Origin of the sequence: Nitrosomonas sp. (genome assembly GCF_043753625.1) — a bacterium.
In the GTDB taxonomy this organism is placed as follows: domain Bacteria; phylum Pseudomonadota; class Gammaproteobacteria; order Burkholderiales; family Nitrosomonadaceae; genus Nitrosomonas.
Genome location: NZ_JAYUWI010000163.1, coordinates 1 through 24,629, shown reverse-complemented (window position 1 = coordinate 24,629; position 24,629 = coordinate 1). Strand labels below are relative to the sequence as shown.

Genomic DNA, 24,629 nt, shown 5'->3' with positions numbered 1-24,629 from the left:
GCTGCTCGAATACCAATCTTACCGCTCGTTCTCGTACTTCCGGTGAATAACTGATTTGATTCTTCATCTCTTCATCCTCTCAAATCATTTTATCTCCGGAAATACCGGGGCGACTCAAGGCGACGGTGGTTGATATTTTGATATGCCGATACTCAATATATTGTTTCTGTATTCAGCAATACAGAATCATAAATCCCTGCCTTAACAAACAAACTGAAGATTTTTAAAGAAACTATGTCTCTGGTTGCTGAAAATTAACTGTATTGAGAGTTAGCACATAACGATGAAATTTACGACATTACTACTTCTGGTATTCATTCCAGCAATATCATTTGCTGAAAACCTTTTGGTTAATAGTAATAAGTTATTTGATTTTGCAGAAAACTCTTATCCAGGGTTTTTTAGTCCGGAAGGAATAAAAACTGTCGGGTTAGATAATTATTTAGTACGCTACTATCCCGATACCGGGAGCTATATTGGAACCAAAGGCGAAGAAGTCTATGTCTATGGGGATGTTTTTAATGGATTGCTAAGAGCAGGTGTAATTTCAGATTTTGTTGCACTAGAACCGGATAGCGATGAATTATTAGCGCAATTATTTGCTGAAGGTCAAAGCAATACGCAAGTTTATGGAAACGGAACAGTAACTGCCATATTGTCTGATGACCTTGAAGGCAGTCGCCATCAAAGATTCATCATTGAATTAAAATCAAAGCAAACTCTACTGATTTCAAATAATATTGATCTGTCATCAAGAATTGATAATTTATTTTTAAATGACCGAGTTGAATTTTCCGGTGAATACGAATGGAATGATAAAGGCGGGGTCATTCATTGGACACATCATGACCCTGAAGGGAAACATGTGGATGGTTGGATTCTGCACAATAATATAATCTACCAGTAATTACGAATCTACCGGATCGTTCTGCTTCAATCTTGGATAGGATCTTTGTTGCTTCAACTTAGTAGCTGGCCTGCATCAAACGCAGAATACCTGGGGTCTCTATGAAAAGAGTATTTATTCGACTGTTTCTTCTGATTATTCCTGGCATATTTTTACTCAGCAGTTGTTCAAGTATTTTCTATTATCCTAATAAAGGACGTTTGTACTATGATCCTAAAGCCGTGGGATATACTCCTAAGGATATCTATTTCACCGATAACGCCCAAAGAAAGCTTCATGGTTGGTGGTTTTCCGCAAAAGAATTTCCGGCAAAGGCAACGATTATTTTTTTTCATGGCAATGCTGAGAATTTAACTTCCCACTACTTGCATTTGGCTTGGATCACTGCTGAGGGTTATAACTTATTTATTTTTGATTATCCTGGTTATGGACTATCTGAAGGAAAACCTACCCCTAAAAGTTGTTTGGAGTCGGGTTATGCAGCATTGGATTGGGTGGTAAAGAATAAATTTCAAGAGGGTCCCATTATTATCTATGGTCAAAGTATGGGGGGGATTGTTGCCCTACGCACGGTGATCGATAAGAAATCTGAGGTTAATTTAAAGCTCGTCGTTGTAGACAGTACCTTTGAGTCTTTTCAGCGCATTGCCAGAGTTAAACTGTCTCATAATTGGTTCGCTTGGCCGATGCAGCTACTCAGCTATGTTTTATTAAGCGATCATTGGGCGCCAGCAAATTTGGAAGCAATTTCACCCGTTCCTGTTCTTGTTATCCATGGGCAAAAAGATGTTGTTGTCGAGCCAGAGCTGGGTGAAAAGGTTTTTGAACAATTGGCTGAACCGAAAACTTTCTGGAGAATTTCTGATGGAACGCATACGGATGTATTTTGGCGGCACGATCGCAAATACCGTGATGAGTTTTTATTTTTTCTAAAAAATCTAGATATGCCTCAGGACAACCACAAATCAGTTCCTGCATTGTCTCTGCCTTGAATTTCAGTTTTCACTGGATTTATTCAGGGTTTGCGCAGAATCTCATTAGACTTAATAATTAATTCGAATCTTAAACTATCCAGTGATATCAATGGCCTCAGCAACCTAAAAGAAATAATTGACTGAAAATATTCCTTCATTATTATGATCATAGCGATTTAATTCCAGCCTTAGATCAAGATCCTGTGATAGGGCATAGCGGGTTATAAAATGAGAAGTGAAAAAGCGCTTATTTTCACCCAGAATATAAACCTGATAACTGGCAGCAAGTTTGATTCTCAGATTTTTAGTAATGTTGTAAAACGCGCCCACTTCAACATCGCCACCTAAACGATAATTTTCTTTCAAATAACTGGAAAATTCTGTTTTTAAGTCAACGAAAGAAAATAACAGCAGGGGTGAGAAAAAATCCGGTCGATAGGAAATACCTCTGCCATAACTGCTTTTGAAGGAATTACAATAATTACAGTCGTGATCTCTCAGTGTGTCGATCTCCAGATCGGCGCGCCAGGAAAGTTTGGTAAACAAGGGATCGTAAGGGTTGAACGATGTAATAGATAGAATTTTTGCCTGATCCAGTCTTAACCGCTCGGATTCTAAGTAATAGCGGAGCTTAAAGTCCATAAAAATGATTTCCGAGTTTTTGTCGTATCCCACATCTTTAGCCATTAAATCGTGGTAAGCCGGGCGATAGGCTAATTCTATAAAAGACTCATGGGAGTTGAGTCCCATCCCTAAACGCAAGCGATCCGTACCGTGACCTTGGTCTGGCGGATTGGAAAAGCGCGTAATCTTACCATCCTCTTCATCGGTAACCTGCAGACGGCTTCTGGCCAGCAGGACTGAATGCGGAATTTTTATTTCTTTGTCACTCTTTTCCTGCATGCTTTGATACTGTAGATAGTCCATGTAGGCATTCAACAAAAGGGCCTGTGACCGAGTGGAAAGGTTAGCGAAGGAAGTGCTTTCTGGCGATATTTCCCCTTTGATGATGCCTTGTAATATCCGCTTCTCATCATCGATCATCTTAAAGCGCTTATGATTCATCTGGTTGAGTACTGCAGGCCGGTACACGATCTGTTTTACCAGTCCTTCCTGCGCCATTACGATTTTTACCGTATCAGTTGGGATCACACTAAAAAAGAATGAGTCTTTTAATCGCAAATCGGGATTGGCGATCTCTAACAAAGAAAGTACATGGTATGAGCAATTTTCTTGGAAATAAAAATAATCAAAATAGGTTCCGCCTAATTCCCATAAGTGGAGAAGCATTATATTCAGCTGATCTTGGTTAAACTTAAGCTCATACTCCCAAAGATCGCGGCTTTCCCAATTGTTGTATTCCTGCACCTTGGTGTAATAAGGGAAAATCGCAAAGCGACCCTGGAAGGAGCCTATTAATCCCTTCAGCGCATAAAGAAACCCATTATCCGTATCCGGGATCGCGGCATAGTTTGCACCATAGTTCATTAAATTATTACCACTGCTCGTTCTCCGGCTATCAATGCGTATCAGGGTATGCCCAAACATGGATGCTGGATTATTCATGAAATAAGATGCGAATACCAATGTGACCCCGACGGGATCTAAAGCTGTTAACCAGCGGTCGAGCCGGTCACATGCTTGTATTTCCAGGCGCTGGGGATCGAATGCTAATTGTTGATTCAACCATTTGAAGCGGGCGGGAAAGTTGCACTGCGGATGCTCTTTGCTTTCTGCAATCTCGGTTAGCGGGACAAAGAAGCTGGCTAGCGTTGCTGCCAGCTCTGATTCCGGATCAGCTTTCCCTTGCGGAGAATTAAAAAACTCCATGCCATCGGCTTCACTGATCATACCGCCCAGGAATCTTTTGTTGTATTTTAAAAGCAGGTGCCAGGTACGTTCACCGGCAAGGTTCTTTTGCCTGGCTTGCTGTTGTAATTCTGACAGATAATCAGTAGTGTCTTGATATTTTGAATGAGCAGTGGCAGGAAATAAGCAAAAGCAGAGAAGTAACCCAGCTACAAGACAGGCAAGCTGCACAAAGGAACCATAGAAGTGATAATAATATCGAAACGGATACAGGCTTTCACCTATATCCGTTTGCCATTTTTACTTAATTCAATGCAGATAGTTTGATATTGCAGGATTTTGCAAGTTTCGGATGATGCGTGAGTTGATTCTCAAGCTGAGTCAATAATTCAGCTGAAGTTGTTCGATCGTTCGCTACTAAATGATCAAATTTCTGCTGAACCATTGCGCCAAATTCTTGATGACTTTCGGCAGGGCACTGATATAAGCTGGCCAGGGTATACAGATTTTCACCTTTACCTTGCGCCATTTCTTTAACCAAACTGGTGTAGTTTTCTTGTGCAAAAACTTCACGCTCTTTACTCATGTTTACTAATCCATGATCACCACAGTTTGAAGTCCCGGATGTAATTCCAAAAGTCTGAGACCCTGATGTTCCATTGGTTGTTGCAGCAAAGATTTGTTCTACACCTGGTTTCGATCCGATAACAATCGAACCCAATCCACAACCTGCTGCACCATATCCAGCGGCGAAAACAGAAGCAGGGAGTAAAAGTAAAGATGCTGCTATTGCAATTACACTATGTCGCGCCATAATACTCTCCATGAAGAAGTGTTATTGCTTCAAACCCGGATCAACGATCCAATAACTCAACGATGGTTTTAAAGCACCAAATTTTAAGTCAAAAATGTCAAGAAAATGCGCTAGGGAAAATAAATAACCTTTTCTCTAGAACAAGACTGAATTTACTGAACGTCTCCTAGGTTGTCAAATATTATATTTATTCTTGTTCAGAGCCAGAGAACTATCCGGGCTTGCATTTGATCTCCGGATTCGCGTTTCGGATTTTTCTGCAACAAGGTCTATAATCCTAAATTCCAACTGAGGAATTTAGGATTATTACAACCAACTTAAAGTTCAGTGAATGGGTGCGGGTCTTCGGTGATGCAAAAATGACAGCCGTTCTTTTAGACCGAACACTCATCATTGTGACATCCTGGAAACAGGAAATGATTCTTACAGATTCAAGCATCGAAAAAAGAACATAAAAACTGATTAACCAACTAAACCAGGTGGAAATTCTTAGACGCTGATACCTGGAAAGTTTTCAACGCTGATTGACAATCCTGCAATACCCGACTTTGCAAGATGATGCGAAAGAAACGCTGTGTACTTTAATTTTTTCCGAAAAACAGATTTCCACCCGAGATGACCGTTGGTTTTCTGTGCGAATTATGCCTTATCGAAGACTGGACAATGTAATCGACGGCGCCGTAATCACCTTTGTCGACATCTCCGTTACGAAGCGATTGGAATCGAACGCCGCCAAGATCTGGATTAATGACTGTCTGATCAGATATCGGACAGTGCACATCAACAACGTATTGCAAGCTATTTGATTACATTGACAACCCTGTTGGACTACCAACCGGGTTGTCAATGTGCTTTCAATTTAATCAAATTAATCCGCTTGTCTTCTCAAGAAAGCTGGTATATCCATTGGATCAACACCGGATTGACGCATCGCTGCTACGGTAGCATTGCTTCTTCTACCTGTACGCATGACGGCCGGCTCTTCTGATGAATAAATTGAATCTCTGTCATCGGTTCCAGTACGGTTATGGATAACAGTCAATGGCGTATTCTGGCTCTGGCTGACTAAACTGCCAAGCCCGGTCGCGACCATGGTGACGCGCAAGTTATCGGCCATATTTTCATCGATCACTGTGCCTACAATAATTGTGGCATCTTCAGCAGTGAGATCTTTAATCGTATTCATCACTTCATGTACTTCGCGCATTTTCAGTGATTGACTGGCGGTGATATTTACCAAAATACCTCGCGCGCCAGCTAAGGAAATATCTTCTAACAGCGGACTTGAAACGGCACGTTCTGCTGCAACGCGCGCGCGATCAACGCCCATTGCTATTGCGGAGCCCATCATTGCCATGCCCATTTCTGACATCACGGTTTTGACGTCAGCAAAGTCGACGTTAACCAAACCCGGACAATTAATAACTTCCGCGATACCAGCTACTGCACCATACAGCACATCGTTGGCAGCTTTAAATGCATCCAGCATAGAGATATCATTACCTAACACCATCATCAGTTTATCGTTAGGAATCACAATCAATGAATCAACATGCTGTGAGAGTGCTTCCATTCCTGCCTTAGCGGCTACCAGGCGTTTTCCTTCAAACGCAAATGGCTTGCTGACAACAGCTACGGTTAGAATACCCATTTCTTTGGCAACTTGTGCGACGACGGGCGCTGCACCTGTCCCTGTTCCACCCCCCATACCTGCGGTAATAAACAGCATATCCGCGCCCTGAATCAACTCGGCAATCCGGTCACGGTCTTCCAGTGCGGCTTCACGTCCAATTTCAGGATTTGCCCCTGCGCCCAATCCTTTGGTAATACCTGTACCCAGTTGCAGTATTGTTGGCGCTTTATTTCCTTTCAATGCTTGTGCATCAGTATTCATACTGATGAACTCAACGCCTTGCATGCCATTCTGGATCATATGATCCACTGCATTGCTTCCGCATCCACCAACACCAACAACTTTGATGACTGCTTCTTGAGTATCGTTATTCATGATTTCGAACATAATGTTTCTCCTTTAGTACATTGAAATTAAAGCCGCTTGACTGCAAATACAACCCTTGAAACCTCGAATTAAAAATTTCTTTGAAACCACCCCTTCATTCTGGAAAAAATCTGCTTGGCAGAACCTCCCTGCATTCTTGAACCCTGTTGATGCTGCATCTGCTCGATACCAGCTAGAATTAAACCAATACCAGTCGAGTAACGAGGTGTATGGATCACTTCCTTTAAATTGCCATGATAATTGGGTAGGCCTAATCGCACGGGCATGTGAAAAATCTCTTCGCCCAGTTCCACCATGCCGCGTAATGAAGCAGATCCGCCCGTTATTACGATTCCTGAGGACAGTAATTCTTCAAACCCGCTGCGGCGTAACTCGGCTTGCACCAGACAGTAGAGTTCCTCCGCACGGGGCTCAATCACTTCAGCCAAGGTTTGTTTGGATAACTGGCGCGAACCGCGATTACCCACATCGGGTACTTCCACCATCTCTTGCGTTTCGGCAAGACTTCTTAATGCACACCCGTAGCGACACTTTATATCTTCAGCACTCTTCGTCGGGGTACGTAATGCCATCGCAATATCATTGGTTATTTGATCGCCTGCGATTGGAATGACTGCGGTATGCCGGATCGCTCCATGTGTAAATACCGCGATATCTGTCGTTCCACCGCCGATATCCACTAAGCAGACACCCAGATCTTTTTCATCGTCGGACAGAACGGCCATCGCAGATGCCAATGGTTGCAAAATTAAATCTCGAACTTCCAAGCCGCATCGATGTACACATTTCACGATATTCTGAGCGGCAGATACTGCGCCGGTCACAATATGCACTTTCACTTCCAGTCGTATGCCGCTCATACCCACCGGTTCACGTACATCTTCCTGGCCGTCAATGATGAACTCCTGATTCAGGATGTGCAGGATTTGCTGATCCGCTGGTATGTTCACAGCTTTTGCCGCTTCCATCACCCGTTCCACGTCTTTTTCGGTGACTTCTTTGTCCTTAATGGGTACCATGCCATCTGAATTAAAGCCTTTGATATGGCTGCCGGCTATTCCGGTATAAACTTCATGAATCTTACAATCCGCCATCAATTCCGCTTCTTCTAATGCGCGCTGAATGGCATTCACTGTTGTTTCGATATTGGCCACCACACCTTTTTTCAATCCGCGTGAGGGATGGCTGCCTAAACCAATTACCTCAAAGCCGCCTTCTGGAATAACTTCCGCGACGATGGCCACAATTTTTGATGTGCCAATGTCTAGGCCTACAATCAAATTTCTATTTTCTCTAGCTTTATTCATCTAGCTCCATCTCCCTGGTCTCACGTTTCTCTCCCCGTGCCGGATTTACGTGGTACATGCTGCATTACTTCAGGCATGCGAATAGCAAAACCATTTGGATAACGCAAATCGACATATGCCAACGGTTCTTGTTGATTTAGTCGAGCAATACTGTGGTTATATACTGAAACATAACGGGTAAGTCTTTCCTCTATCTCATTTCGCCCTAACTCCAGGATTGTTCCGGTGTTTAGTTGAATACGCCAAGCATAGCGTGGAGTCAGGTTTATCTCCGCAATATGCTGTTGTAATGGCACCAGTATTTTATTGAAACGTGCATATTGCTGCGCGACTTCGTACGCGCTGGCTTCATTGGGTCCGGTAAAAACAGGCAGATCCATTTCTACAGTAACCCGGAATACCTCGCCGTAAGTATTGACCAGTGCATGACTTCCCCAGTAGGCCAATGCCTGGTGCTCTTCCAGTATTACATTCAGACCATGGGGCCATTTCCTGTTTACTCTGGCATCACGAATCCAGGGTAATTTTACAAATGCCTCTCGCACTGCAGTCAGATTGACCGAAATAAAGTTTCCTTCAATTTCGTTTCTAACAAGTTGTTCGATTTGTTCATGTGTAATATGGTGTAATTTCGTATCATCTTTCTCTGCACCCTGAATAGCCTGCACATTGATTTCTTTAATGGGGAATAAGGGCGGCTTGATAAGCTGCAGACTGATTGCATACAACACCGCCATCGCCACTACAGCGAATAATATCTTTGCTAACAAATCCAAAGCGTGATGGTTATTCCACATGAGACAAATCCAATATTCTCAAAATCAAATCCTCAAACGAAATTTCAGCTGTCCTGGCTGCCATCGGTACTAGACTATGGCTAGTCATTCCAGGTGAGGTGTTCGCCTCGAGAAAATAAAATTGATTGGTTTGACTTAAGATCAAATCAACCCTTCCCCAGCCCTGACAACCCAAAACCTGATAAGCCCGCAATGCTTGACTCTGGATTATCGATTCCAATTCATCCGGTAAACCGCTTGGGCAGAAGTACTTCGTTTCATTCGAGAAATACTTAGCTTCATAATCATAAAGCTCACCGGCGATTTCAATTTTCACGACTGGCAGTGGTGTTTCTCCCAGAATAGCAACTGTCAATTCCGTTCCCGCAATGAATTCTTCAGCGAGTACCAAAGCATCATGCTGTGCGGCCAATTGATAGGCTGCTGCCAAATCCTGCTGGCGATGCACTTTACTCAAACCAATCGTGGATCCTTCCCGCGCTGGTTTAACAATCAGCGGTAATCCCAAGGTTTCAGCGACTTGTTCAAAATTACTGTCAGCTTGCAACAATTCATAGCGCGGCGATTGAATACCTGTTGCCTGCCAGATCAATTTGGTGCGCCATTTATCCATGGCGAGTGCACTGGCCATGACACCACTACCGGTATAAGGCAATCCCAGCCATTCCAGTACACCCTGGATTGTGCCATCTTCACCAAAGCGTCCGTGCAGCGTGATAAACGCTCTATTGAAGCCTTGATGTAAAAGTGCTTCCAATGCTTGTTCTGCCGGATCGAATGGATGAGCATCGACGCTACTTCTACGCAGCGCATCCAGAACAGCTTGCCCGCTTTGCAGTGATATTTCACGCTCTGCAGAACGGCCGCCGAGTAGAACAGCTACTTTGCCGAAGTTATGCGTTATCACTACGTGAGTCTCCTGGCATCGCCAATGATCCGGACTTCTTGGCGCAACTCGATACCCGTTGCTTTCATTACTCTACTTTGCACCATCAGGATCAAGGCTTCAATGTCTGTTGCAGTGGCATTGCCGGTATTGACAATGAAATTGGCATGTTTGGGTGAAACCATGGCGCCGCCGATACTACATCCCTTCAAACCACAGGCTTCAATTAAACGCGCTGCATAATCCTCCGGGGGGTTGCGAAATACTGAACCTGCATTCGGTTGATTGAGCGGTTGACTGTCCACGCGTTGTGTCAGCAGTTGCTTAATGCGTTGCCGCGATTCTGTCTGTTCTCCATGCGGCAATCTGAGATACCCGCCGGCAAACCATTCTGGCTCAATCGTGCTGGTCAATTCGTGTTGCAGTTCTACGCTGCGATAGCCAATCGTGTACTCACTCGGTTGGCGAATAAATACATGTCCGCTGCGATTAATAATCTGTGGCTGAGCAACAATTTCCCAAATCTCTGATCCATAGCACCCGGCATTCATTGCCAATGCTCCGCCCACTGTGCCAGGTATCCCTGCCAGAAACTCTGCGCCAGCCAGATTATGTCTGGCGGCAAATCGTGCAACTTTTGCACAGGCCACACCGGCGCCTGCATAAATGAGTCCGCCGGATTGATTCTGCTCAATCAATCGCAAATCATTTAATTGTGCATGCAGTGCTACCACCGTACCGCGCAAACCGCCATCCCTAACCAATAAATTGCTGCCCAATCCGATGACAGTAATGGATTCATGTGGTGATCCTTGCAGGAAATTTGTAAAATCATCCAAATCCGCCGGGATGTAATAATGATCCGCATGTCCTTCAACACGCCAGGAAGTATGCTTGCTCATGGGTTCATGGGAACGCATTTCACCACGCAAAACAGGCATGCGCGTATTACCGGTCACTAGATCGGTTACTGACAGGGCAAACCTTGCATTTAGTAACAAACTGACCATTTCCCATTGATTCTCAGAATTCATAACCATTAACAACAATCAACTTGTTCCGGAATTGGGCAATATACGGCGCTACTTTTGCCACAGAACCGGCTCCCATCACCAGCACAACATCGCTATCTTGCACAATATTCAGTATGGCGGGTGGCAAATCATCCACTTCTTCAATATAAATAGGTTCTACTTTTCCCTGCACGCGAATTGAGCGTGCCAATGATTTACTATCCGCTGCAACGATGGGATCTTCGCTAGCCGGATAAACTTCAGTGAGCAGCAATACATCTACTTGAGATAAAACCCGGGTGAATCCCTCGAACGCATCTCGGGTACGTGTGTAGCGATGCGGCTGAAATGCCACTACCAATCGCCGGCCCGGAAAGGCACCGCGAGCTGCTTTGATGGTTGCTTCCATTTCAGCCGGATGATGACCATAGTCATCAACAAGCGCAAAGCTCTTCTGCGCAGATAATTTAATTTCTCCATATTGTTGAAAACGTCTTTCCACCCCTTTGAATTCTGATAACGCCTTGACAATCGCCACATCCGGCACACCGATCTCGTTGGCAACCGCAATTGCTGCCAGTGCATTCTGTATATTATGTAAGCCAGGTAAATTCAGAGTGATCTCCAGTTTACGAGCTGAACCATTAACGCCGATCACGGCAGTGAACTTCATCTGATGACTAGCATACTGAATGTTGATGGCGCGGACTTGCGCATCTTCGGCCAACCCATACGTGGTAATAGGTTTCGTAATAGTCGGCATCACTTCACGCACATTAGCATCATCCACACACACCACGGCCATTCCATAAAAGGGCAAGTGCTGTACAAATTCTACAAATGTTTGCTTTAATCGATTGAAGTCATGACCATAAGTTTCCATATGATCTTCATCGATATTTGTCACCACGGTCAGAATTGGCTGCAAATACAAAAATGAAGCATCCGATTCATCTGCTTCGACGACAATGAATTCACCGCTTCCTAATTTCGCATGACAACCTGCAGCTTGCAGTTTTCCACCGATAACAAATGTGGGATCCATGTCTGCCGTCGCCAGTATGCTGGCAATCAAACTGGTGGTGGTAGTTTTGCCATGTGTGCCAGCAATTGCTATGCCACTACGTAGCCTGAGCAATTCCGCCAGCATCAATGCACGCGGAACAACGGGAATATTCTTGTTTTTGGCTGCAATCACTTCAGGGTTGTCCGGATTGACTGCGGTCGAGATAACCACCACGTCTGCCCCGGCTATTTGCTGGCTTGTATGGCCAACATATACCTTTATACCCAGTCTGCCTAAGCGTTGAGTTACCTGATTGTCTATCAGATCTGAGCCGCTGACCTGATAACCCAGATTAACGAAAACTTCGGCAATACCGCTCATGCCTGCGCCACCAATACCAACAAAATGAATGTGTTTGACTTTATGCTTCATGCTGCGCTCCACTCAGTTCAATACAGGCCTCAGCCACGATTCGGGTTGCTTCCGGTTTTGCCTGACTACGCGCGGCTATTGCCATACCGAGCAATTTTTCCCGTGTCAATTTCGCCAGCAATTCAGCCAGGTTTTGCGCAGTCAATTCACTTTGTGGCAATAATACGGCAGCGCCATGGCTAGAAAGAAATCTAGCATTACTGGTTTGATGGTCATCCACCGCATGCGGATACGGCACCAGTATGCTGGCGACGCCTGCTGCGCTTAATTCCGCAATGGTCAGTGCGCCGGCACGGCACAACACCAGATCACAGGCTGCGTAGCGTTTGGCCATGTCATCGATAAATGAAATCACTTCTCCGTCCAGTTGCAGTTCTTCATAAGTCTTTTTAACTGCTTCCAGATTTGCTGTACCCGCTTGCTGCACCACCACGGGACGCTGATTCTCCGGTATTAATTTAAGCGCTTCCGGCACAGTGGTATTCAAGATTTGCGCACCCAGACTGCCGCCTACGACAAGCAAATTCAATTTTCCTTGCCGCCCCAGGAAGCGTTTTTCAGGCGCTTCTATCTGTATTATTTCTGTGCGTACAGGATTTCCAGAACATATCGTTTTTTCTGGATCAGCCAGAATGGCATCCGGAAATCCGAGAAAAATTTTATCCGCTAGCTTCGTCAGAAGTTTATTGGTTAACCCCGCTACGGAATTCTGTTCATGAATCGCCAATGGTTTATTTAACAGTGATGCCATCATGCCACCCGGGAATGCCGGATAACCACCCATACCTAGAACCACATCAGGCTTCACGCGCTGAATAATCCGGACACTCTGCCAGAACGCTTTGAGCAGCCGCAGCGGCAGCATCAACCAGGCGATTAGTCGCTTACCCCGTAACCCGGAAAAACTAATCACTTCGGTTTCATAGCCATGTTGCGGTACCAGCTTTAACTCCATCCCCGCCTCAGTTCCTAGCCAAACGACACGCCATCCGGCTTGCCGCAGATAATCGGCTACTGCCAATCCCGGAAACACATGCCCTCCGGTGCCGCCTGCCATAATCAGAATGGTATGCGTGCTCATACGTTAAGTCCCCGCAACCGCTGACGATTTTCCCAATCAATCCGTAGTATTACTGCTAATGCAATGCAATTTGCCGTGATACTGCTACCGCCAAAACTTAGCAACGGTAATGTCAATCCTTTGGTGGGTAAAACGCCCATATTGACGCCCATATTGATCAATGTTTGCACACCGATCCAGATACCAATCCCTTGCGCTACCAAGGCCGAAAAAGGGTTACCCAATTTTGCCGCTAGCCTGCCGATGACAAAAGCGCGCATGATGAGCCAGATAAATAATAGGATAACTGCAGCCACCCCAACAAAACCAAGCTCCTCCGCCAGCACCGACAGTAAGAAATCAGTGTGCGCTTCAGGCAAATAGAAAAGTTTTTCGACACTGCCCCCCAAACCGACACCAAACCATTCGCCGCGGCCAAATGCGATGAGTGCATGGCTCAACTGATAGCCTTTTCCATACGGATCTGCCCAGGGATCCATAAATGCAACTACTCGGGCCATCCGGTATTCTGAACTCAAAATTAGTTCGTACAAACCAATTGCCAGAATACCGATCAGCGCAATGAATATTTTTAAACTGACGCCACCCAGAAACAGAATAGACATAACCAGCGTGGTCACTACAAAAAACGCTCCGAAATCAGGCTCCAGTAACAATAAAAATCCCACGATCGACAGGACCACTGTTATTGGAAGAAACCCTTTCAGGAAAGAATTTAAATCGGCTGCCTTGCGGCTGACATAATCAGCGGCATACAACACCATGAAAAGCTTTAAAAACTCAGAGGGTTGAATATTCACCACATACAGAGAAATCCAGCGCTGGCTGCCATTCACTTCATGACCAATACCGGGAATCAGAACCAGCGCCAGCATCAAGACACTGATCATAAACAAATAAGTGACATATTTTTGCCATATCCGCATAGGCACCTGAAAGGTAACCAATCCCAACAGCAATCCGACAACCAAATAAGCGCTGTGCCGCAATAAATAATAGCCGGCACGGTCGGCACCAAATTGCGCCTCTGCAATCGCAATGGAGGCTGAATAAATCATGATCAATCCAATACTCAGCAGCAGCACAACCGACCACACCAGTGCCTGATCAAAATCGGCCAGAACCCTTTGCTTCTGATTGTTTGCTTGATAGATCATCAGTTAATGTTTTTTCTGTCCAAAACTAAAGAATTTGTTCTCAATATCTCTGACGGCCGCGACGAATACTTCTGCGCGGTGTATATAATTTCTAAACATATCGAAGCTGGCGCAAGCGGGGGATAGCAATACCACATCTCCCGCTTGCGCCAGCAAAAAGCTTTTCTGCATAGCTTCTTCCATCGTAACTACAAAATGCAAAGGTACACCGCAATCTTTCAATTCGTCAGCAATGATTCCCGCATCACGACCAATCAGCACCACTGCTCGGACATTATTAGCAACTGCCTGTTTCATAAGTGAGAAATCCTGTCCCTTCGCATCACCGCCGGCAATCAATATGACATTCTGCTTCATGCCGTTTAGTGCTGCCACCGTGGCACCGACATTCGTACTTTTCGAATCATCATAGAAAGTAACGCCGTTAAACGCAGCAACCTTTTCCATCCGGTGCGGTAAACCACGAAATTCCCGTAGCGCTGACAATAGCGGATCCATGGATGCGCCTAATGCGCGACACATGGCCAATGCTGCTAGTGCATTGATAGCATTATGCAACCCATTGACAACCAGCTCGGAGGTTTTCATTAATTGCAAATCCCCTTCCATCAGCCACAAATCATCCCCATCGTGTATGATGCCAAAATCTGTTTGCGTAGGGGATTCATCCAAACCAAAAGTGATCTGCTTCCTGCCCGCCAATGCCATGGCACAGACACCCGGATCATTGCGGTTTAGAACCTGTATCCCTTCATTACTCTTTTCATGTAAAAAAACTCTTGCTTTTGCCGCGACATAATCTTGCATACTGGTATAGCGATCTAAATGATCTTCACTCAAATTGAGTACTGTAGCTACATCTGCGTTCAGATTATGGGTTGTTTCCAATTGAAAGCTGGATGTTTCCAGAACCCAGGCTTGCGGCCAATTACCTGCATCTATTTGCTGCATGAGTGCATTCAAAACAGCTGGACCAATATTCCCTGCCACTTCAACGTTCCAGCCTGATTTCTTCAACATAGCGCCAACCATTGCGGTTACTGTTGTCTTGCCATTCGATCCCGTAATAGCGACAATCTTAGGCTTTGGCATACCGCTTTGCTCAAGTGCCCAGGTAAAAAGAACCATGTCACCGATCACGGGTACGCCACGCTGCACAGCTTGTTGCACTAAAGGATCCGCCAACGGAACACCAGGACTCATTGCAATCATTTCGATGTCATCAAAAACTTTGTCTTCAAATTTTCCTTTGTACACCTTTATAGCTGGATGTGTTTCCATGATTTCTTTCCAGTGCGGCGGTTCCAGCCGGTTATCTGCTGCACGTACGGTTGCACCCTGGCGCACTAGCCATTTCACCATGGACAGGCCCGTTTCGCCCATTCCTAACACCAGTACTGTTTTACCTTGCAAAATCATCTTAATTTTAATGTTGATAATCCAATTAACACCAGGATGATGGTAATAATCCAAAATCTAACCACCACCTGATTTTCTTTCCAGCCTTTTAATTCAAAATGATGGTGCAGCGGCGCCATGCGAAAAACACGTTTACCCAGCAATTTGAATGATGCTACTTGCAACATCACGGACAGCGCTTCCACCACAAAAACACCGCCCATAATTACCAGCACAATCTCCTGGCGGACTATCACGGTGACGATTCCCAATGCAGCTCCCAAAGCCAGTGCACCTACATCACCCATAAATACTTCAGCGGGATAGGCGTTAAACCACAGAAAGGCGAGCCCAGCGCCTGCCATAGCGCCACAAAATACGGATAATTCACCCGCATTGGGGATATAGGGAATTCCCAGATATTTTGCAAATACGACATGTCCTGCCACATAGGCAAAAACAGCCAGTGCGCTGCTGATCATGACAGTCGGCATAATAGCTAAACCATCCAACCCATCGGTAAGATTTACTGCATTGCTGGTGCCGACAATAACAAAATAGGTCAATATCACAAAGCCTGTGACTCCCAATGGAATTGCTACTTCCTTAAAGAAGGGTACGATCATGTCTGTTTGTGCCGGCACTTCTGCAATCGAAACCAGGTACAGTGCAACGATAATGGCAATCAGCGATTGCCAGAAGAATTTGACACCTGCAGAGAGCCCCTTTGGGTTGCGATAGACTACTTTCCGATAATCGTCTGCCCAACCAATTGCACCAAATCCCAGTGTAGTCAGCAACACTACCCAGATGTATCGATTGCCTAAATCAGCCCACAATAAGGTGGTGAGTACAATTGACATCACTATCAGGGCACCGCCCATCGTCGGTGTACCCACTTTCACAAGATGCGTTTGCGGACCATCATCACGTACGGATTGGCCAATTTTGTAGGCGGTCAGCTTGCGTATCATCACCGGGCCAATGATGAAAGAAATAATCAATGCAGTCAGAGCAGCCAACATAGTGCGTAAGGTAATATAACTAAATACATTAAAAGCGCGGATATCCTGAGCCAGCCACTGGGAAAGCGTTAGCAGCATGGAATCCTCTTGGGTTGTTCCAGTTGCCGGACCACTCGTTCCATATGCATAAAGCGTGATCCTTTCACCAACAGGGTGACATCATCGGCAAGCAAACTTTCGGTTGCATTGAGCAATTCGTCGATGGTGTTAAAATGTTGCGCACCTTTTCCAAATTCTTCTGTTGCGTAAGCGCTGAGTTCACCCAAAGTCAGCAATTGATCAAGCCCTGCATTGCGCGCATCTCTTCCAATCGTACGATGTAAATCAATGGCTGATTTGCCCAATTCGCCCATATCGCCGAGCACCAGTATTTTTTTTCCTACAGCTGTAGCCAGAACAGCCAGAGCAGCACGCACCGACTCTGGATTTGCGTTGTATGTATCGTCGATTAATAGTGCATGATGCAACCCCAGCTTTTTTTGCATCCGCCCTTGCACACTCCGAAATTGCTCCAATCCTGCTGCAATCATTTCTTTACTGATGCCCAATGCGGTCGCTGCGGCTGCTGCCGCAAGTGCGTTATAGACGTTATGCACACCTGGCGCTTGTAACTTTAATTCGACGACGCCATCCGGCAATTTCAGCCGGATTTTGTTGACCAGTAAATCAACTTGATACTCGGCGCTTACTTGCGCTTTTTTCCGCAAACCAAAATCGACTATTTTACGTGTACCGGCACATTCACGCCACAATGTCGCATACTTGTCATCTGCATTAATAACAGTTGCTCCTTGCTGATCGAGCCCGGTAAATATTTCAGCTTTGGCACGTGCTACTGCTTCAACCGAACCTAATCCTTCAATATGCGCAGCGCCTGCATTGGTAATCAGTGCTATGCTAGGCTTTATTAACTGTGTCAAATAGGCAATCTCCCCAACATGATTCATGCCCATTTCAATCACTGCATAACGATGCTGCTGCCGCAACCGCAATAACATTTGTGGCACGCCAATGTCATTATTGAGATTACCTTCGGTTGCCAATACATAATTCGTCTGCGCATTGACTTCCGCTTTGCCGGTTGCCGTCGCCTGACGTAATATCGCTGCAAGCATTTCTTTGACGGTAGTCTTGCCGTTACTGCCAGTGATTCCGATTACCGGTAGCGCAAAACGGCTTCTCCAGTACGCCGCCAATTGCCCCAACCCCAATCGCGTATCTTTGACACGAATCAGGGGTAACCCGGCTGGCAGATCATTGCCGTCAATCGTTTGTTGGATCATCGCGGCAACGGCGCCTTTCTCCTCAGCGGTACCAACAAATCTGCTGCCATCAAATTTTTCCCCGGTTAAAGCGATGAACAAATCACCCTCCTTAAGCGTGCGGCTATCTGTGCTCACTCCGGTAAATAGCACATCCTCCCCGCGCCAGTCGGCTTGCAATACTTCAGCAGCTTTCTTAACCGTCATCATGATCACACTCGCGCTTTCATGGTCAAATCCTTCAGCACTTGCTGCACAACTTCCGCATCATTAAGAGGAATTTTCTGTCCTTTTATTTCCTGAAATTTTTCATGGCCTTTACCGGCAATCAGAACAATATCGCCGCTATGGGCATTATCGATTGCCTGATAAATGGCTAACGCCCGGTCGGCCTCTATCTGATAATTCTTGGTGCCTGTGCCAGCAACAATATCTTTAATAATGCTTAGCGGATCTTCCGTACGCGGATTGTCGCTGGTAAAAATGACTTCATCCGCCAGGCGCGTAGCCACTTCACCGACCATCGCTCGCTTGCCTTTGTCGCGATCACCGCCGCAGCCCACAACACAAAACAAACGCGCATTTTGTCCGGCAGCTTCTTTCTTTTGGCTGGTGGTGCGTGAAAGCTCACGCAATGTGCACAACACTTTCTCCAGTGCATCCGGCGTATGTGCGTAATCCACGATAATAGTGGGTTGGCCAATCCCTTCGTATTTTTCCATCCGCCCCGGGATGGGTTGCGCTCTCTGAAGTGACCGGATCGCATCCGGCAAACGAATTCCACTTGCCAACAAAGTTGCAATGACAGCCAGCAAGTTTGATGCATTGAATTTACCTAGCAAACCAATTCTCAAATGTTCGTGATTATCCTCAAATTCAATATCAAACTCCATACCCTCGATATCAACCTTGAGATTTGAACCGTAGACCATTTTGAATTGATTAGAATAACGTTCTTCCGGATAGCGGAATCCATAGCCTATTGTTCTGATGGGTTTATTAGCGAGCTGGCGCGATAACTCAACTCCCAGCACATCATCCATATTGATGACCGCATACTTTAATTCCGGCCAGAAAAACAAACGCGCTTTGGCGGCTGCATAAGTATCCATATCCTGGTGATAATCCAGGTGATCACGCGATAAATTAGTCAGTACAGCAATTGCGAACGTTGTTCCGTTGAGCCGCCCTTGCACCAAGCCATGCGAAGATACTTCCATCGCTACGCTATGCGCACCGCGTTCGACAAATCTTGCCAGCGAGCGTTGCAACACCGTGGCTTCTGGCGTTGTATTTTCAGCAGCCTCCAATTCGCCGCTAAATCCATTTCCCAATGTTCCCAGCACGGCCGTTTTCTTGCCTAGGCTTGTCATGGCTTGCGCGTACCAGTGATTGCAGGATGTTTTTCCGTTAGTTCCAGTGATCCCGACCACACATAATTTTTGTGAGGGGTTACCATAAACATAACTGGCTATCAGTCCTGCTTTAGCCCGCAATTCATTGATCGCCAGTGCAGGGATACGCCATTCCGGATTCCATGAAAAATTTTGTGGATCCCAGAGAATGGCATTGGCACCGGCGGCGATTGCTTGCGGGATAAATTTACGCCCGTCAGTCACTTCACCCGAATAGCCCAGAAACGTATCACCGGGTTTTACCAAGCGGCTATCCGTGACAAGATTCTCAATAGGAGCTCCGATCTCATCCAGAAGATGATTGTCAAATAATTTTGATGCTTTTCTTTTGGCAGTCATCAAACTCATCCTTCTTCATCCATTTCGGGTGTTGCTGTAAAGGTAACTACATTATTAGCAGGCGCATCGGGTGGAATATTCATGATGCGTAATGCGCCTGACATTACCTTGTTAAAGACTGGCGCAGCCACAGCCCCCCCAAAATATTTTCCTGCGGAGGGCTCATCGATCATCACCGCAATGATCAAGCGGGGATTTGATGCAGGCGCATAGCCCACAAAAGTTGAAATATAGCGTTTATTGGCGTACTGGCCATCGATCAGTTTATGTGCTGTCCCTGTCTTACCGGCAACGCGGTAGCCACTAATCTGCGCCAACGGTGCTGTGCCGCCAGGCTTGGTTGCCATCTCCAGCATACGGCTCATCGCCAACGCAGTATGGCGTGAGATCACGCGTTGCCCCATGACAGGCATCGTTTGCTTCAACAACGAGATTGGTTTTAATTCGCCCCCGCTCGCAAAGATTGTATAGGCGCGGGCTAATTGCATCAGACTGGTTGAAATGCCGTGCCCGTATGACATAGTGGCTTGTTCAATCGTGCGCCATTTATTATAAGGCCGCAGTATTCCGCTGGCTTCTCCGGGAAAACCCGAGTTCGTCAGCATGCCAAACCCGGAACGATTAAACATTTCCCACATTGTTTGCGACTCAAGTGACAAAGCAATTTTTGCCGTCCCGACATTACTCGATTGCTGGATTACCTGGGCAACCGTCAATTCCCCCTTATTACTGACATCCCGTATGGTTTTTCTGCCCACTTGCAGCGTTCCCGGGGATGTTTGCATGAGCGTATCCGCATTGACTTTTCCCACTTCCAGTGCGATTGCCACAGTAAATGGCTTTAGTGTGGATCCTGGTTCGAAAGTATCAATCAATGCGCGATTGCGAATTCTTTCATTATTGATCGTTGATCTTCGGTTTGGGTTATAAGCCGGTAAATTGGTCAACGCCAGAATTTCTCCCGTCTGCGCATCCAGCACAACAACGCTGCCAGCCTTGGCTTTGTTGATTTTGACCGCGTCTTTTAATTCGACATGCGCACGATACTGAATTCTTCTATCGATTGACAAAACCAGATCCTGTCCTGGTTTTGGCGTGCGGATATTTTCAATATCTTCAACGATGCGCCCTTTGTTATCCTTGATAACACGACGGCTACCCAATTCACCGGCGAGTGAATCTTGCCAACCCCGTTCGACACCCTCTTGACCTTCGTCGTTAATATCAGTAAAACCCAGGACATGCGCGGCAAACTCGCTTTCCGGATAGTAGCGTTTGGATTCACTGCTTAAAAAAATACCCGGAATCTTTAACTTCATGATCTTCTCGGCGGTATCCGGAACCACTTGCCGTTTTAGATAAACAAAACGGCTATTCTCTCTTTTAATCCGGTCATCTATTTCGGCCATACTGGTTTCAAGTAAGCCAGATAACTGTTTTAGCTGCTCGGGGGTGATCTTTGCCACTTTCGGATCGGCATATACCGATGCGATCGGTGAACTGATCGCCAGGATTTGCCCATTCCGGTCTGTAATCATTCCCCGGTCTGCATTCATTTCTATAACCCGGCTATAGCGCAATTCTCCCTTCTGCTGCAAAAAATCATGGTGCATTCCCTGCAAGTAGGCGGCACGTCCTGCCAAACTGACTAAACCCAGCACCAGTAAACTGAGCAATAGGATTGAGCGCCATGCCGATAATTTGATTTGCGGTATCTCGGGTTTTATTTTTATCACGGCTCAATGCCTTTCGGATTTAATCGATCCTCTGCATTGCTGATCGAAACAATTTGTATACTGGACGCAGCAGGTGCCGTCATATTCAAATTCTCTTTCGCAATCTGCTCGATGCGTCCGTGCATAATCAATGTGCTTTGCTCCAGTTGCAATCTTCCCCATTCCACTTCCAGTTTCCGCTCTATTCCTTTTTCGTTCTCCAGTTCCATAAAAAGTTTACGGGCTGTATGCTGCGAGGTCACTATGCCCAGTGCGCAAGCAATCACCACAAAAATAAAGAAAATGTTCAGTTTGAACATTCGATTACCCGTTTAATGTCATTCTTTCGGCCACTCGCATCACCGCACTCCTTGCCCGCACATTCTCTGTCACTTCCAGTTCGCCCGGATGAATCGCTTTGCCAATCACGCGCAATGTCTGTTTGCTGAACCGTTGCAGCTCCTTCTCCCGCAGCGGCACGCCACGCGGAAGTTCGTCCGTACTGGCTCCTGCTCGCATAAACTGCTTGACCATGCGATCTTCCAAAGAATGAAAACTGATGACCACCAACCTTCCCCCCGGACTCAATAATTCAACACATTGCGGCAAAACTAGCGACAGCTCCTCAAGCTCCTGATTGAGATAAATCCGTATCGCCTGAAAAGTGCGCGTCGCCGGATGCCGCATATTTTCCCGCTGACGCTGGCGCGTGCGAACGACCGCGGCGATAATCTCGGCAAGTTGTAGTGTGGTAACAATAGGCTGCCGCGTTCTTGCCATAATAATCGCTCTTGCAATCTGCCTAGCAAACCGTTCTTCGCCATAGTCTTTTATCACCCATTCCAGTTGATCTTCGGTAACCGTTGCCAGCCACTCTGCCGCAGTCTGCCCGTTACTGGTATCCATACGCATATCGAGCGGACCTGCAGAACGAAAACTGAATCCGCGCGAAATTTCTTCCAATTGCGGTGAGGACACCCCCAAATCCAACAACACCCCATCAATCTTTGTAACGCCCATTTCCTGCAATATCCGCCGCAATCCGGAAAAACTACTGTGTCTGATGGAAAATCGTTTATCCGCAATCGTTTCGCCTGATTTAACCGCGGTAGGATCTCTATCCAAAGCGATTAACCGGCCCTGCTCACCCAGCCGCGACAGCATCAAACGGCTATGGCCACCACGCCCAAACGTTGCATCCACATAGACACCATCTGGTTTTATCGCCAATGCATCAACCGCTTCCTGCAACAATACCGCAATGTGCATCTGCGCGATTTACCGCTTCATCACAGAGAAAAGCCATCCAGCTCAGGCGGCATATCGCCATCCTTGAAAGCCAGTGCATTTTCTATCTGTAAGTTCCATTGTGTTTCATCCCACAATTCAAATTTTGCGCCTTGACCAACCAGAATTACATCTTTGGACAAACCAGCAAACTGACGCAGTGGTGGTGACACCAAAATACGACCGGCAGCATCCATCTCGACATCGCAAGCATTACCCACCAGCAACCTCTGCAGGTTGCGGGTTTTGGATTCAAAACTGGAAAGATTATTGAGTTTTTGTTCTATCGGTTCCCAGGCTGGCTGAGGATAAATCAACAAACACTTTGAAGGATCAACAGTGACTATCAAGTGTCCTGTGCAGGAAGACATCAGTTCGCCACGGTATCTTGCGGGTATCGCAAGCCTCCCTTTTGCATCCAGACTGAGCTGCGTGATGCCACGGAACATGCTGTCTCCTTTTATAAAGGGAAAATTAATCGAGGCCCACCAAATTTTCCCACATTCTCCCACCAGACCCCACTTTAATCAAAAAACAGACGATAGTCAAGCAAGAATTGGGAAGTTTATAGTTATATGACAAAGACTTAATGGGAAAGCCGGTTGCAATCCAATAAGCAATAAAATGTTCAAATAAATAAGATAGATAGAAGAAATACTCAATGTAAATTATTAATTTCAATTTGAGAATGACACTGAACAAGCTTGTTTTACCACCGGAAAAATTGCACACTCTCTGCGTTCAACAATCCCACTTCAGCAGAGAAATGACGCCGTTATACTGGACACAAGCGATACAGGAACTGGCTGCATGCGATACAGTCATGCATCAGTTAATCCGGCAATTTGAAGACGCCACGCTCACTTCACGCGGTTGTGCTTTCACCACCCTGGCGCGCTCCATCGTCGGACAACAGATTTCCGTCAAAGCCGCTGAAAGCGTCTGGCAGAAAGTAATCCGCGCCATTCCGGACATGACACCGCATACGATCGCAGAAGCAGAACAGGATCTATTGCGAACCTGCGGATTATCCGCACGAAAAATAAACTACCTGCAGGATTTGTCCCGGCATTTCACCGAAGGGAGTTTGAATGAAACAACATGGATTGATAGGGATGATGAAACCATCATCCAACAACTGACCGAAGTGAAAGGCATAGGGCGCTGGACAGCAGAAATGTTCCTGATTTTTCACCTGCAGCGCCCGGATGTCCTGCCGCTGGATGACATCGGACTGCAACGCGCAATGAGCCTGCACTACCTTGACAAGCAACCGATCGACAGAAAAACCATGCTCGAACTCGCCAAACCTTGGCAACCCTGGCGCTCGGTGGCTACGTGGTATTTGTGGCGCAGTTTGGATCCGTTGCCGGTGGCGTATTGATACTTTGATATTTTGAGTTTCTTATTGTGTGATAAAAGTTACGGTGAGTCAGGAGATGGTGGTAATAGAGTCCGGTAAAGAAAAGATCATCGTTTTTAGAGATGTTTACGAGGCGAAGAAACAACTTGAGAAGTCTGAACGTTTTAATAGCGCTGTTGGCCAGGTTTTCTATGGCGCTCCGTTTGCAAACCTTGAGATTTCTCGTGCGATACTCGCTTGCGGAGATCGGAAGTGTGAATTTTACTGGCGAGGCGTAAAGATATCGGTTTTAGTTCTAGACGGAGGCTTTTATGATCGCTTTTTCGCTCATGAAATTACCATTGTGTCAGGGGATGAGCTTTGAGTCGCTCTCCGAATAATCCAGGTACAGAATCCCGATACGGGCATCTTTGTAAACGAAAGATATGAAATCATCAAAGTCTTTGAGCACATTCCGCGAATGCGGCAAACCAGGTTTTAACACAGCGCTCAATCTGGCAGGCTGCATTGTTGCATCGCGCCTTATAGTGGACCCTCCTTTCAGGACAGTAAATTAAGATGGTATCCTGCTAAGAAGGAGCAGGAAATGACGGGAATAAAGCGAAAGAATTTTACGGGTGAA

At 46.0% G+C, this 24,629-nt stretch carries 23 protein-coding genes and 1 pseudogene; 6 read left to right on the top strand and 18 right to left on the bottom strand.

The features are described from left to right. Nucleotides 1-283: 283 nt before the first annotated feature. Together ACH10T_RS13745 and ACH10T_RS13740 are read left to right on the top strand one after the other, a co-directional pair. Nucleotides 284-907, top strand: a complete 624-nt coding sequence (locus tag ACH10T_RS13745; RefSeq protein ID WP_394809821.1) for a DUF3465 domain-containing protein — start codon at nt 284-286, stop codon at nt 905-907. A 101-nt stretch (nt 908-1,008) separates the two neighbouring features. Next, nucleotides 1,009-1,899, top strand: coding sequence for an alpha/beta hydrolase (locus ACH10T_RS13740; RefSeq protein ID WP_394809820.1), 891 nt, complete (start codon nt 1,009-1,011; stop codon nt 1,897-1,899). A gap of 105 nt (nt 1,900-2,004) precedes the next feature. Here ACH10T_RS13740 and ACH10T_RS13735 read toward each other — a convergent pair whose 3' ends face one another. Both ACH10T_RS13735 and ACH10T_RS13730 read right to left on the bottom strand, forming a co-directional pair. Beyond that, a complete protein-coding gene (locus ACH10T_RS13735) occupies nt 2,005-3,921 on the bottom strand; it encodes a DUF4105 domain-containing protein (protein ID WP_394809819.1) in 1,917 nt (638 codons plus the stop codon). 73 nt (nt 3,922-3,994) lie between these two features. Beyond that, nucleotides 3,995-4,504, bottom strand: a complete 510-nt coding sequence (locus ACH10T_RS13730) for a DUF3015 domain-containing protein (protein WP_394809818.1) — start codon at nt 4,502-4,504, stop codon at nt 3,995-3,997. Nucleotides 4,505-4,806: 302 nt separating this feature from the next. Between ACH10T_RS13730 and ACH10T_RS13725 the strand changes: the two are divergent. Together ACH10T_RS13725 and ACH10T_RS13720 are read left to right on the top strand one after the other, a co-directional pair. Beyond that, nucleotides 4,807-4,970: pseudogene (locus tag ACH10T_RS13725) on the top strand (ATP-binding protein); the annotation flags it as partial. A gap of 58 nt (nt 4,971-5,028) precedes the next feature. Then, entirely contained in the window at nt 5,029-5,310 is a 282-nt protein-coding gene (locus ACH10T_RS13720; RefSeq protein WP_394809817.1) for a PAS domain-containing protein, read from the top strand. A gap of 62 nt (nt 5,311-5,372) precedes the next feature. Here ACH10T_RS13720 and ftsZ read toward each other — a convergent pair whose 3' ends face one another. The 16 genes from ftsZ to mraZ all read right to left on the bottom strand — a co-directional run bounded on the left by ftsZ (nt 5,373) and on the right by mraZ (nt 23,093). Further along, nucleotides 5,373-6,524 carry a cell division protein FtsZ gene (gene ftsZ / locus ACH10T_RS13715; protein WP_292993382.1) on the bottom strand — a complete coding sequence of 384 codons (1,152 nt, stop codon included), beginning with the start codon at nt 6,522-6,524 and terminating at the stop codon, nt 5,373-5,375. A gap of 68 nt (nt 6,525-6,592) precedes the next feature. Next, a complete protein-coding gene (gene ftsA / locus ACH10T_RS13710) occupies nt 6,593-7,831 on the bottom strand; it encodes a cell division protein FtsA (protein WP_394809816.1) in 1,239 nt (412 codons plus the stop codon). A 20-nt stretch (nt 7,832-7,851) separates the two neighbouring features. Continuing rightward, nucleotides 7,852-8,628, bottom strand: a complete 777-nt coding sequence (locus tag ACH10T_RS13705; RefSeq protein ID WP_394809815.1) for a cell division protein FtsQ/DivIB — start codon at nt 8,626-8,628, stop codon at nt 7,852-7,854. Beyond that, nucleotides 8,618-9,535: a D-alanine--D-alanine ligase gene (locus ACH10T_RS13700; protein ID WP_394809814.1), complete on the bottom strand. Its 918-nt coding sequence runs from the start codon at nt 9,533-9,535 to the stop codon at nt 8,618-8,620. The genes ACH10T_RS13705 and ACH10T_RS13700 overlap by 11 nt, the downstream gene beginning before the upstream one ends. Continuing rightward, nucleotides 9,535-10,548, bottom strand: coding sequence for a UDP-N-acetylmuramate dehydrogenase (gene murB, locus ACH10T_RS13695; RefSeq protein WP_394809813.1), 1,014 nt, complete (start codon nt 10,546-10,548; stop codon nt 9,535-9,537). Before murB ends, ACH10T_RS13700 begins: the two co-directional genes overlap by 1 nt. Continuing rightward, nucleotides 10,538-11,965, bottom strand: coding sequence for a UDP-N-acetylmuramate--L-alanine ligase (gene murC, locus ACH10T_RS13690; protein ID WP_394809812.1), 1,428 nt, complete (start codon nt 11,963-11,965; stop codon nt 10,538-10,540). Before murC ends, murB begins: the two co-directional genes overlap by 11 nt. After that, nucleotides 11,955-13,046, bottom strand: coding sequence for an undecaprenyldiphospho-muramoylpentapeptide beta-N-acetylglucosaminyltransferase (gene murG / locus ACH10T_RS13685; RefSeq protein ID WP_394809811.1), 1,092 nt, complete (start codon nt 13,044-13,046; stop codon nt 11,955-11,957). Before murG ends, murC begins: the two co-directional genes overlap by 11 nt. Next, on the bottom strand, nt 13,043-14,203 hold the full coding sequence (ftsW, locus tag ACH10T_RS13680; RefSeq protein ID WP_394809810.1) for a putative lipid II flippase FtsW: 1,161 nt from the start codon (nt 14,201-14,203) through the stop codon (nt 13,043-13,045). The genes murG and ftsW overlap by 4 nt, the downstream gene beginning before the upstream one ends. Nucleotides 14,204-14,206: 3 nt before the next feature. After that, nucleotides 14,207-15,622, bottom strand: coding sequence for a UDP-N-acetylmuramoyl-L-alanine--D-glutamate ligase (murD, locus tag ACH10T_RS13675; RefSeq protein WP_394809822.1), 1,416 nt, complete (start codon nt 15,620-15,622; stop codon nt 14,207-14,209). Beyond that, a complete protein-coding gene (mraY, locus tag ACH10T_RS13670; protein ID WP_394809809.1) occupies nt 15,619-16,704 on the bottom strand; it encodes a phospho-N-acetylmuramoyl-pentapeptide-transferase in 1,086 nt (361 codons plus the stop codon). The genes murD and mraY overlap by 4 nt, the downstream gene beginning before the upstream one ends. Beyond that, nucleotides 16,695-18,098 (bottom strand): UDP-N-acetylmuramoyl-tripeptide--D-alanyl-D-alanine ligase, encoded by a 1,404-nt coding sequence (murF, locus tag ACH10T_RS13665; protein WP_394809808.1) that lies wholly within the window; start codon nt 18,096-18,098, stop codon nt 16,695-16,697. Before murF ends, mraY begins: the two co-directional genes overlap by 10 nt. 2 nt (nt 18,099-18,100) lie before the next feature. After that, on the bottom strand, nt 18,101-19,642 hold the full coding sequence (locus tag ACH10T_RS13660) for a UDP-N-acetylmuramoyl-L-alanyl-D-glutamate--2,6-diaminopimelate ligase (protein ID WP_394809807.1): 1,542 nt from the start codon (nt 19,640-19,642) through the stop codon (nt 18,101-18,103). 5 nt (nt 19,643-19,647) lie between these two features. Further along, nucleotides 19,648-21,378 carry a peptidoglycan D,D-transpeptidase FtsI family protein gene (locus ACH10T_RS13655; RefSeq protein WP_394809806.1) on the bottom strand — a complete coding sequence of 577 codons (1,731 nt, stop codon included), beginning with the start codon at nt 21,376-21,378 and terminating at the stop codon, nt 19,648-19,650. Beyond that, complete coding sequence (ftsL, locus tag ACH10T_RS13650; protein WP_292993372.1) at nt 21,375-21,677, bottom strand: cell division protein FtsL; 303 nt, start codon at nt 21,675-21,677, stop codon at nt 21,375-21,377. Before ftsL ends, ACH10T_RS13655 begins: the two co-directional genes overlap by 4 nt. A 4-nt stretch (nt 21,678-21,681) precedes the next feature. Beyond that, nucleotides 21,682-22,626, bottom strand: coding sequence for a 16S rRNA (cytosine(1402)-N(4))-methyltransferase RsmH (gene rsmH, locus ACH10T_RS13645; RefSeq protein ID WP_394809805.1), 945 nt, complete (start codon nt 22,624-22,626; stop codon nt 21,682-21,684). 20 nt (nt 22,627-22,646) lie between these two features. Next, nucleotides 22,647-23,093, bottom strand: a complete 447-nt coding sequence (mraZ, locus tag ACH10T_RS13640; protein ID WP_394809804.1) for a division/cell wall cluster transcriptional repressor MraZ — start codon at nt 23,091-23,093, stop codon at nt 22,647-22,649. 317 nt (nt 23,094-23,410) lie between these two features. On the opposite strand from mraZ, the gene ACH10T_RS13635 reads away from it, so the two are divergent. Both ACH10T_RS13635 and ACH10T_RS13630 read left to right on the top strand, forming a co-directional pair. After that, a complete protein-coding gene (locus tag ACH10T_RS13635) occupies nt 23,411-24,028 on the top strand; it encodes a DNA-3-methyladenine glycosylase family protein (protein WP_394809803.1) in 618 nt (205 codons plus the stop codon). Nucleotides 24,029-24,056: 28 nt separating this feature from the next. Beyond that, nucleotides 24,057-24,371, top strand: coding sequence for a hypothetical protein (locus tag ACH10T_RS13630; RefSeq protein WP_394809802.1), 315 nt, complete (start codon nt 24,057-24,059; stop codon nt 24,369-24,371). Nucleotides 24,372-24,629: the final 258 nt, after the last annotated feature.

What these genes read in the sequence shown, in the direction of transcription:
- ACH10T_RS13745 (WP_394809821.1), top strand. Translation starts at nt 284, where the DNA reads ATGAAATTTACGACATTACTACTTCTGGTATTCATTCCAGCAATATCA.
- ACH10T_RS13740 (WP_394809820.1), top strand. Translation starts at nt 1,009, where the DNA reads ATGAAAAGAGTATTTATTCGACTGTTTCTTCTGATTATTCCTGGCATA.
- ACH10T_RS13730 (WP_394809818.1), bottom strand. Translation starts at nt 4,504, where the DNA reads ATGGCGCGACATAGTGTAATTGCAATAGCAGCATCTTTACTTTTACTC.
- ftsZ (WP_292993382.1), bottom strand. Translation starts at nt 6,524, where the DNA reads ATGTTCGAAATCATGAATAACGATACTCAAGAAGCAGTCATCAAAGTT.
- ftsA (WP_394809816.1), bottom strand. Translation starts at nt 7,831, where the DNA reads ATGAATAAAGCTAGAGAAAATAGAAATTTGATTGTAGGCCTAGACATT.
- ACH10T_RS13705 (WP_394809815.1), bottom strand. Translation starts at nt 8,628, where the DNA reads ATGTGGAATAACCATCACGCTTTGGATTTGTTAGCAAAGATATTATTC.
- murB (WP_394809813.1), bottom strand. Translation starts at nt 10,548, where the DNA reads ATGAATTCTGAGAATCAATGGGAAATGGTCAGTTTGTTACTAAATGCA.
- murC (WP_394809812.1), bottom strand. Translation starts at nt 11,965, where the DNA reads ATGAAGCATAAAGTCAAACACATTCATTTTGTTGGTATTGGTGGCGCA.
- murG (WP_394809811.1), bottom strand. Translation starts at nt 13,046, where the DNA reads ATGAGCACGCATACCATTCTGATTATGGCAGGCGGCACCGGAGGGCAT.
- ftsW (WP_394809810.1), bottom strand. Translation starts at nt 14,203, where the DNA reads ATGATCTATCAAGCAAACAATCAGAAGCAAAGGGTTCTGGCCGATTTT.
- murD (WP_394809822.1), bottom strand. Translation starts at nt 15,622, where the DNA reads ATGATTTTGCAAGGTAAAACAGTACTGGTGTTAGGAATGGGCGAAACG.
- mraY (WP_394809809.1), bottom strand. Translation starts at nt 16,704, where the DNA reads ATGCTGCTAACGCTTTCCCAGTGGCTGGCTCAGGATATCCGCGCTTTT.
- murF (WP_394809808.1), bottom strand. Translation starts at nt 18,098, where the DNA reads ATGATGACGGTTAAGAAAGCTGCTGAAGTATTGCAAGCCGACTGGCGC.
- ACH10T_RS13660 (WP_394809807.1), bottom strand. Translation starts at nt 19,642, where the DNA reads ATGACTGCCAAAAGAAAAGCATCAAAATTATTTGACAATCATCTTCTG.
- ftsL (WP_292993372.1), bottom strand. Translation starts at nt 21,677, where the DNA reads ATGTTCAAACTGAACATTTTCTTTATTTTTGTGGTGATTGCTTGCGCA.
- rsmH (WP_394809805.1), bottom strand. Translation starts at nt 22,626, where the DNA reads ATGCACATTGCGGTATTGTTGCAGGAAGCGGTTGATGCATTGGCGATA.
- mraZ (WP_394809804.1), bottom strand. Translation starts at nt 23,093, where the DNA reads ATGTTCCGTGGCATCACGCAGCTCAGTCTGGATGCAAAAGGGAGGCTT.
- ACH10T_RS13635 (WP_394809803.1), top strand. Translation starts at nt 23,411, where the DNA reads ATGACGCCGTTATACTGGACACAAGCGATACAGGAACTGGCTGCATGC.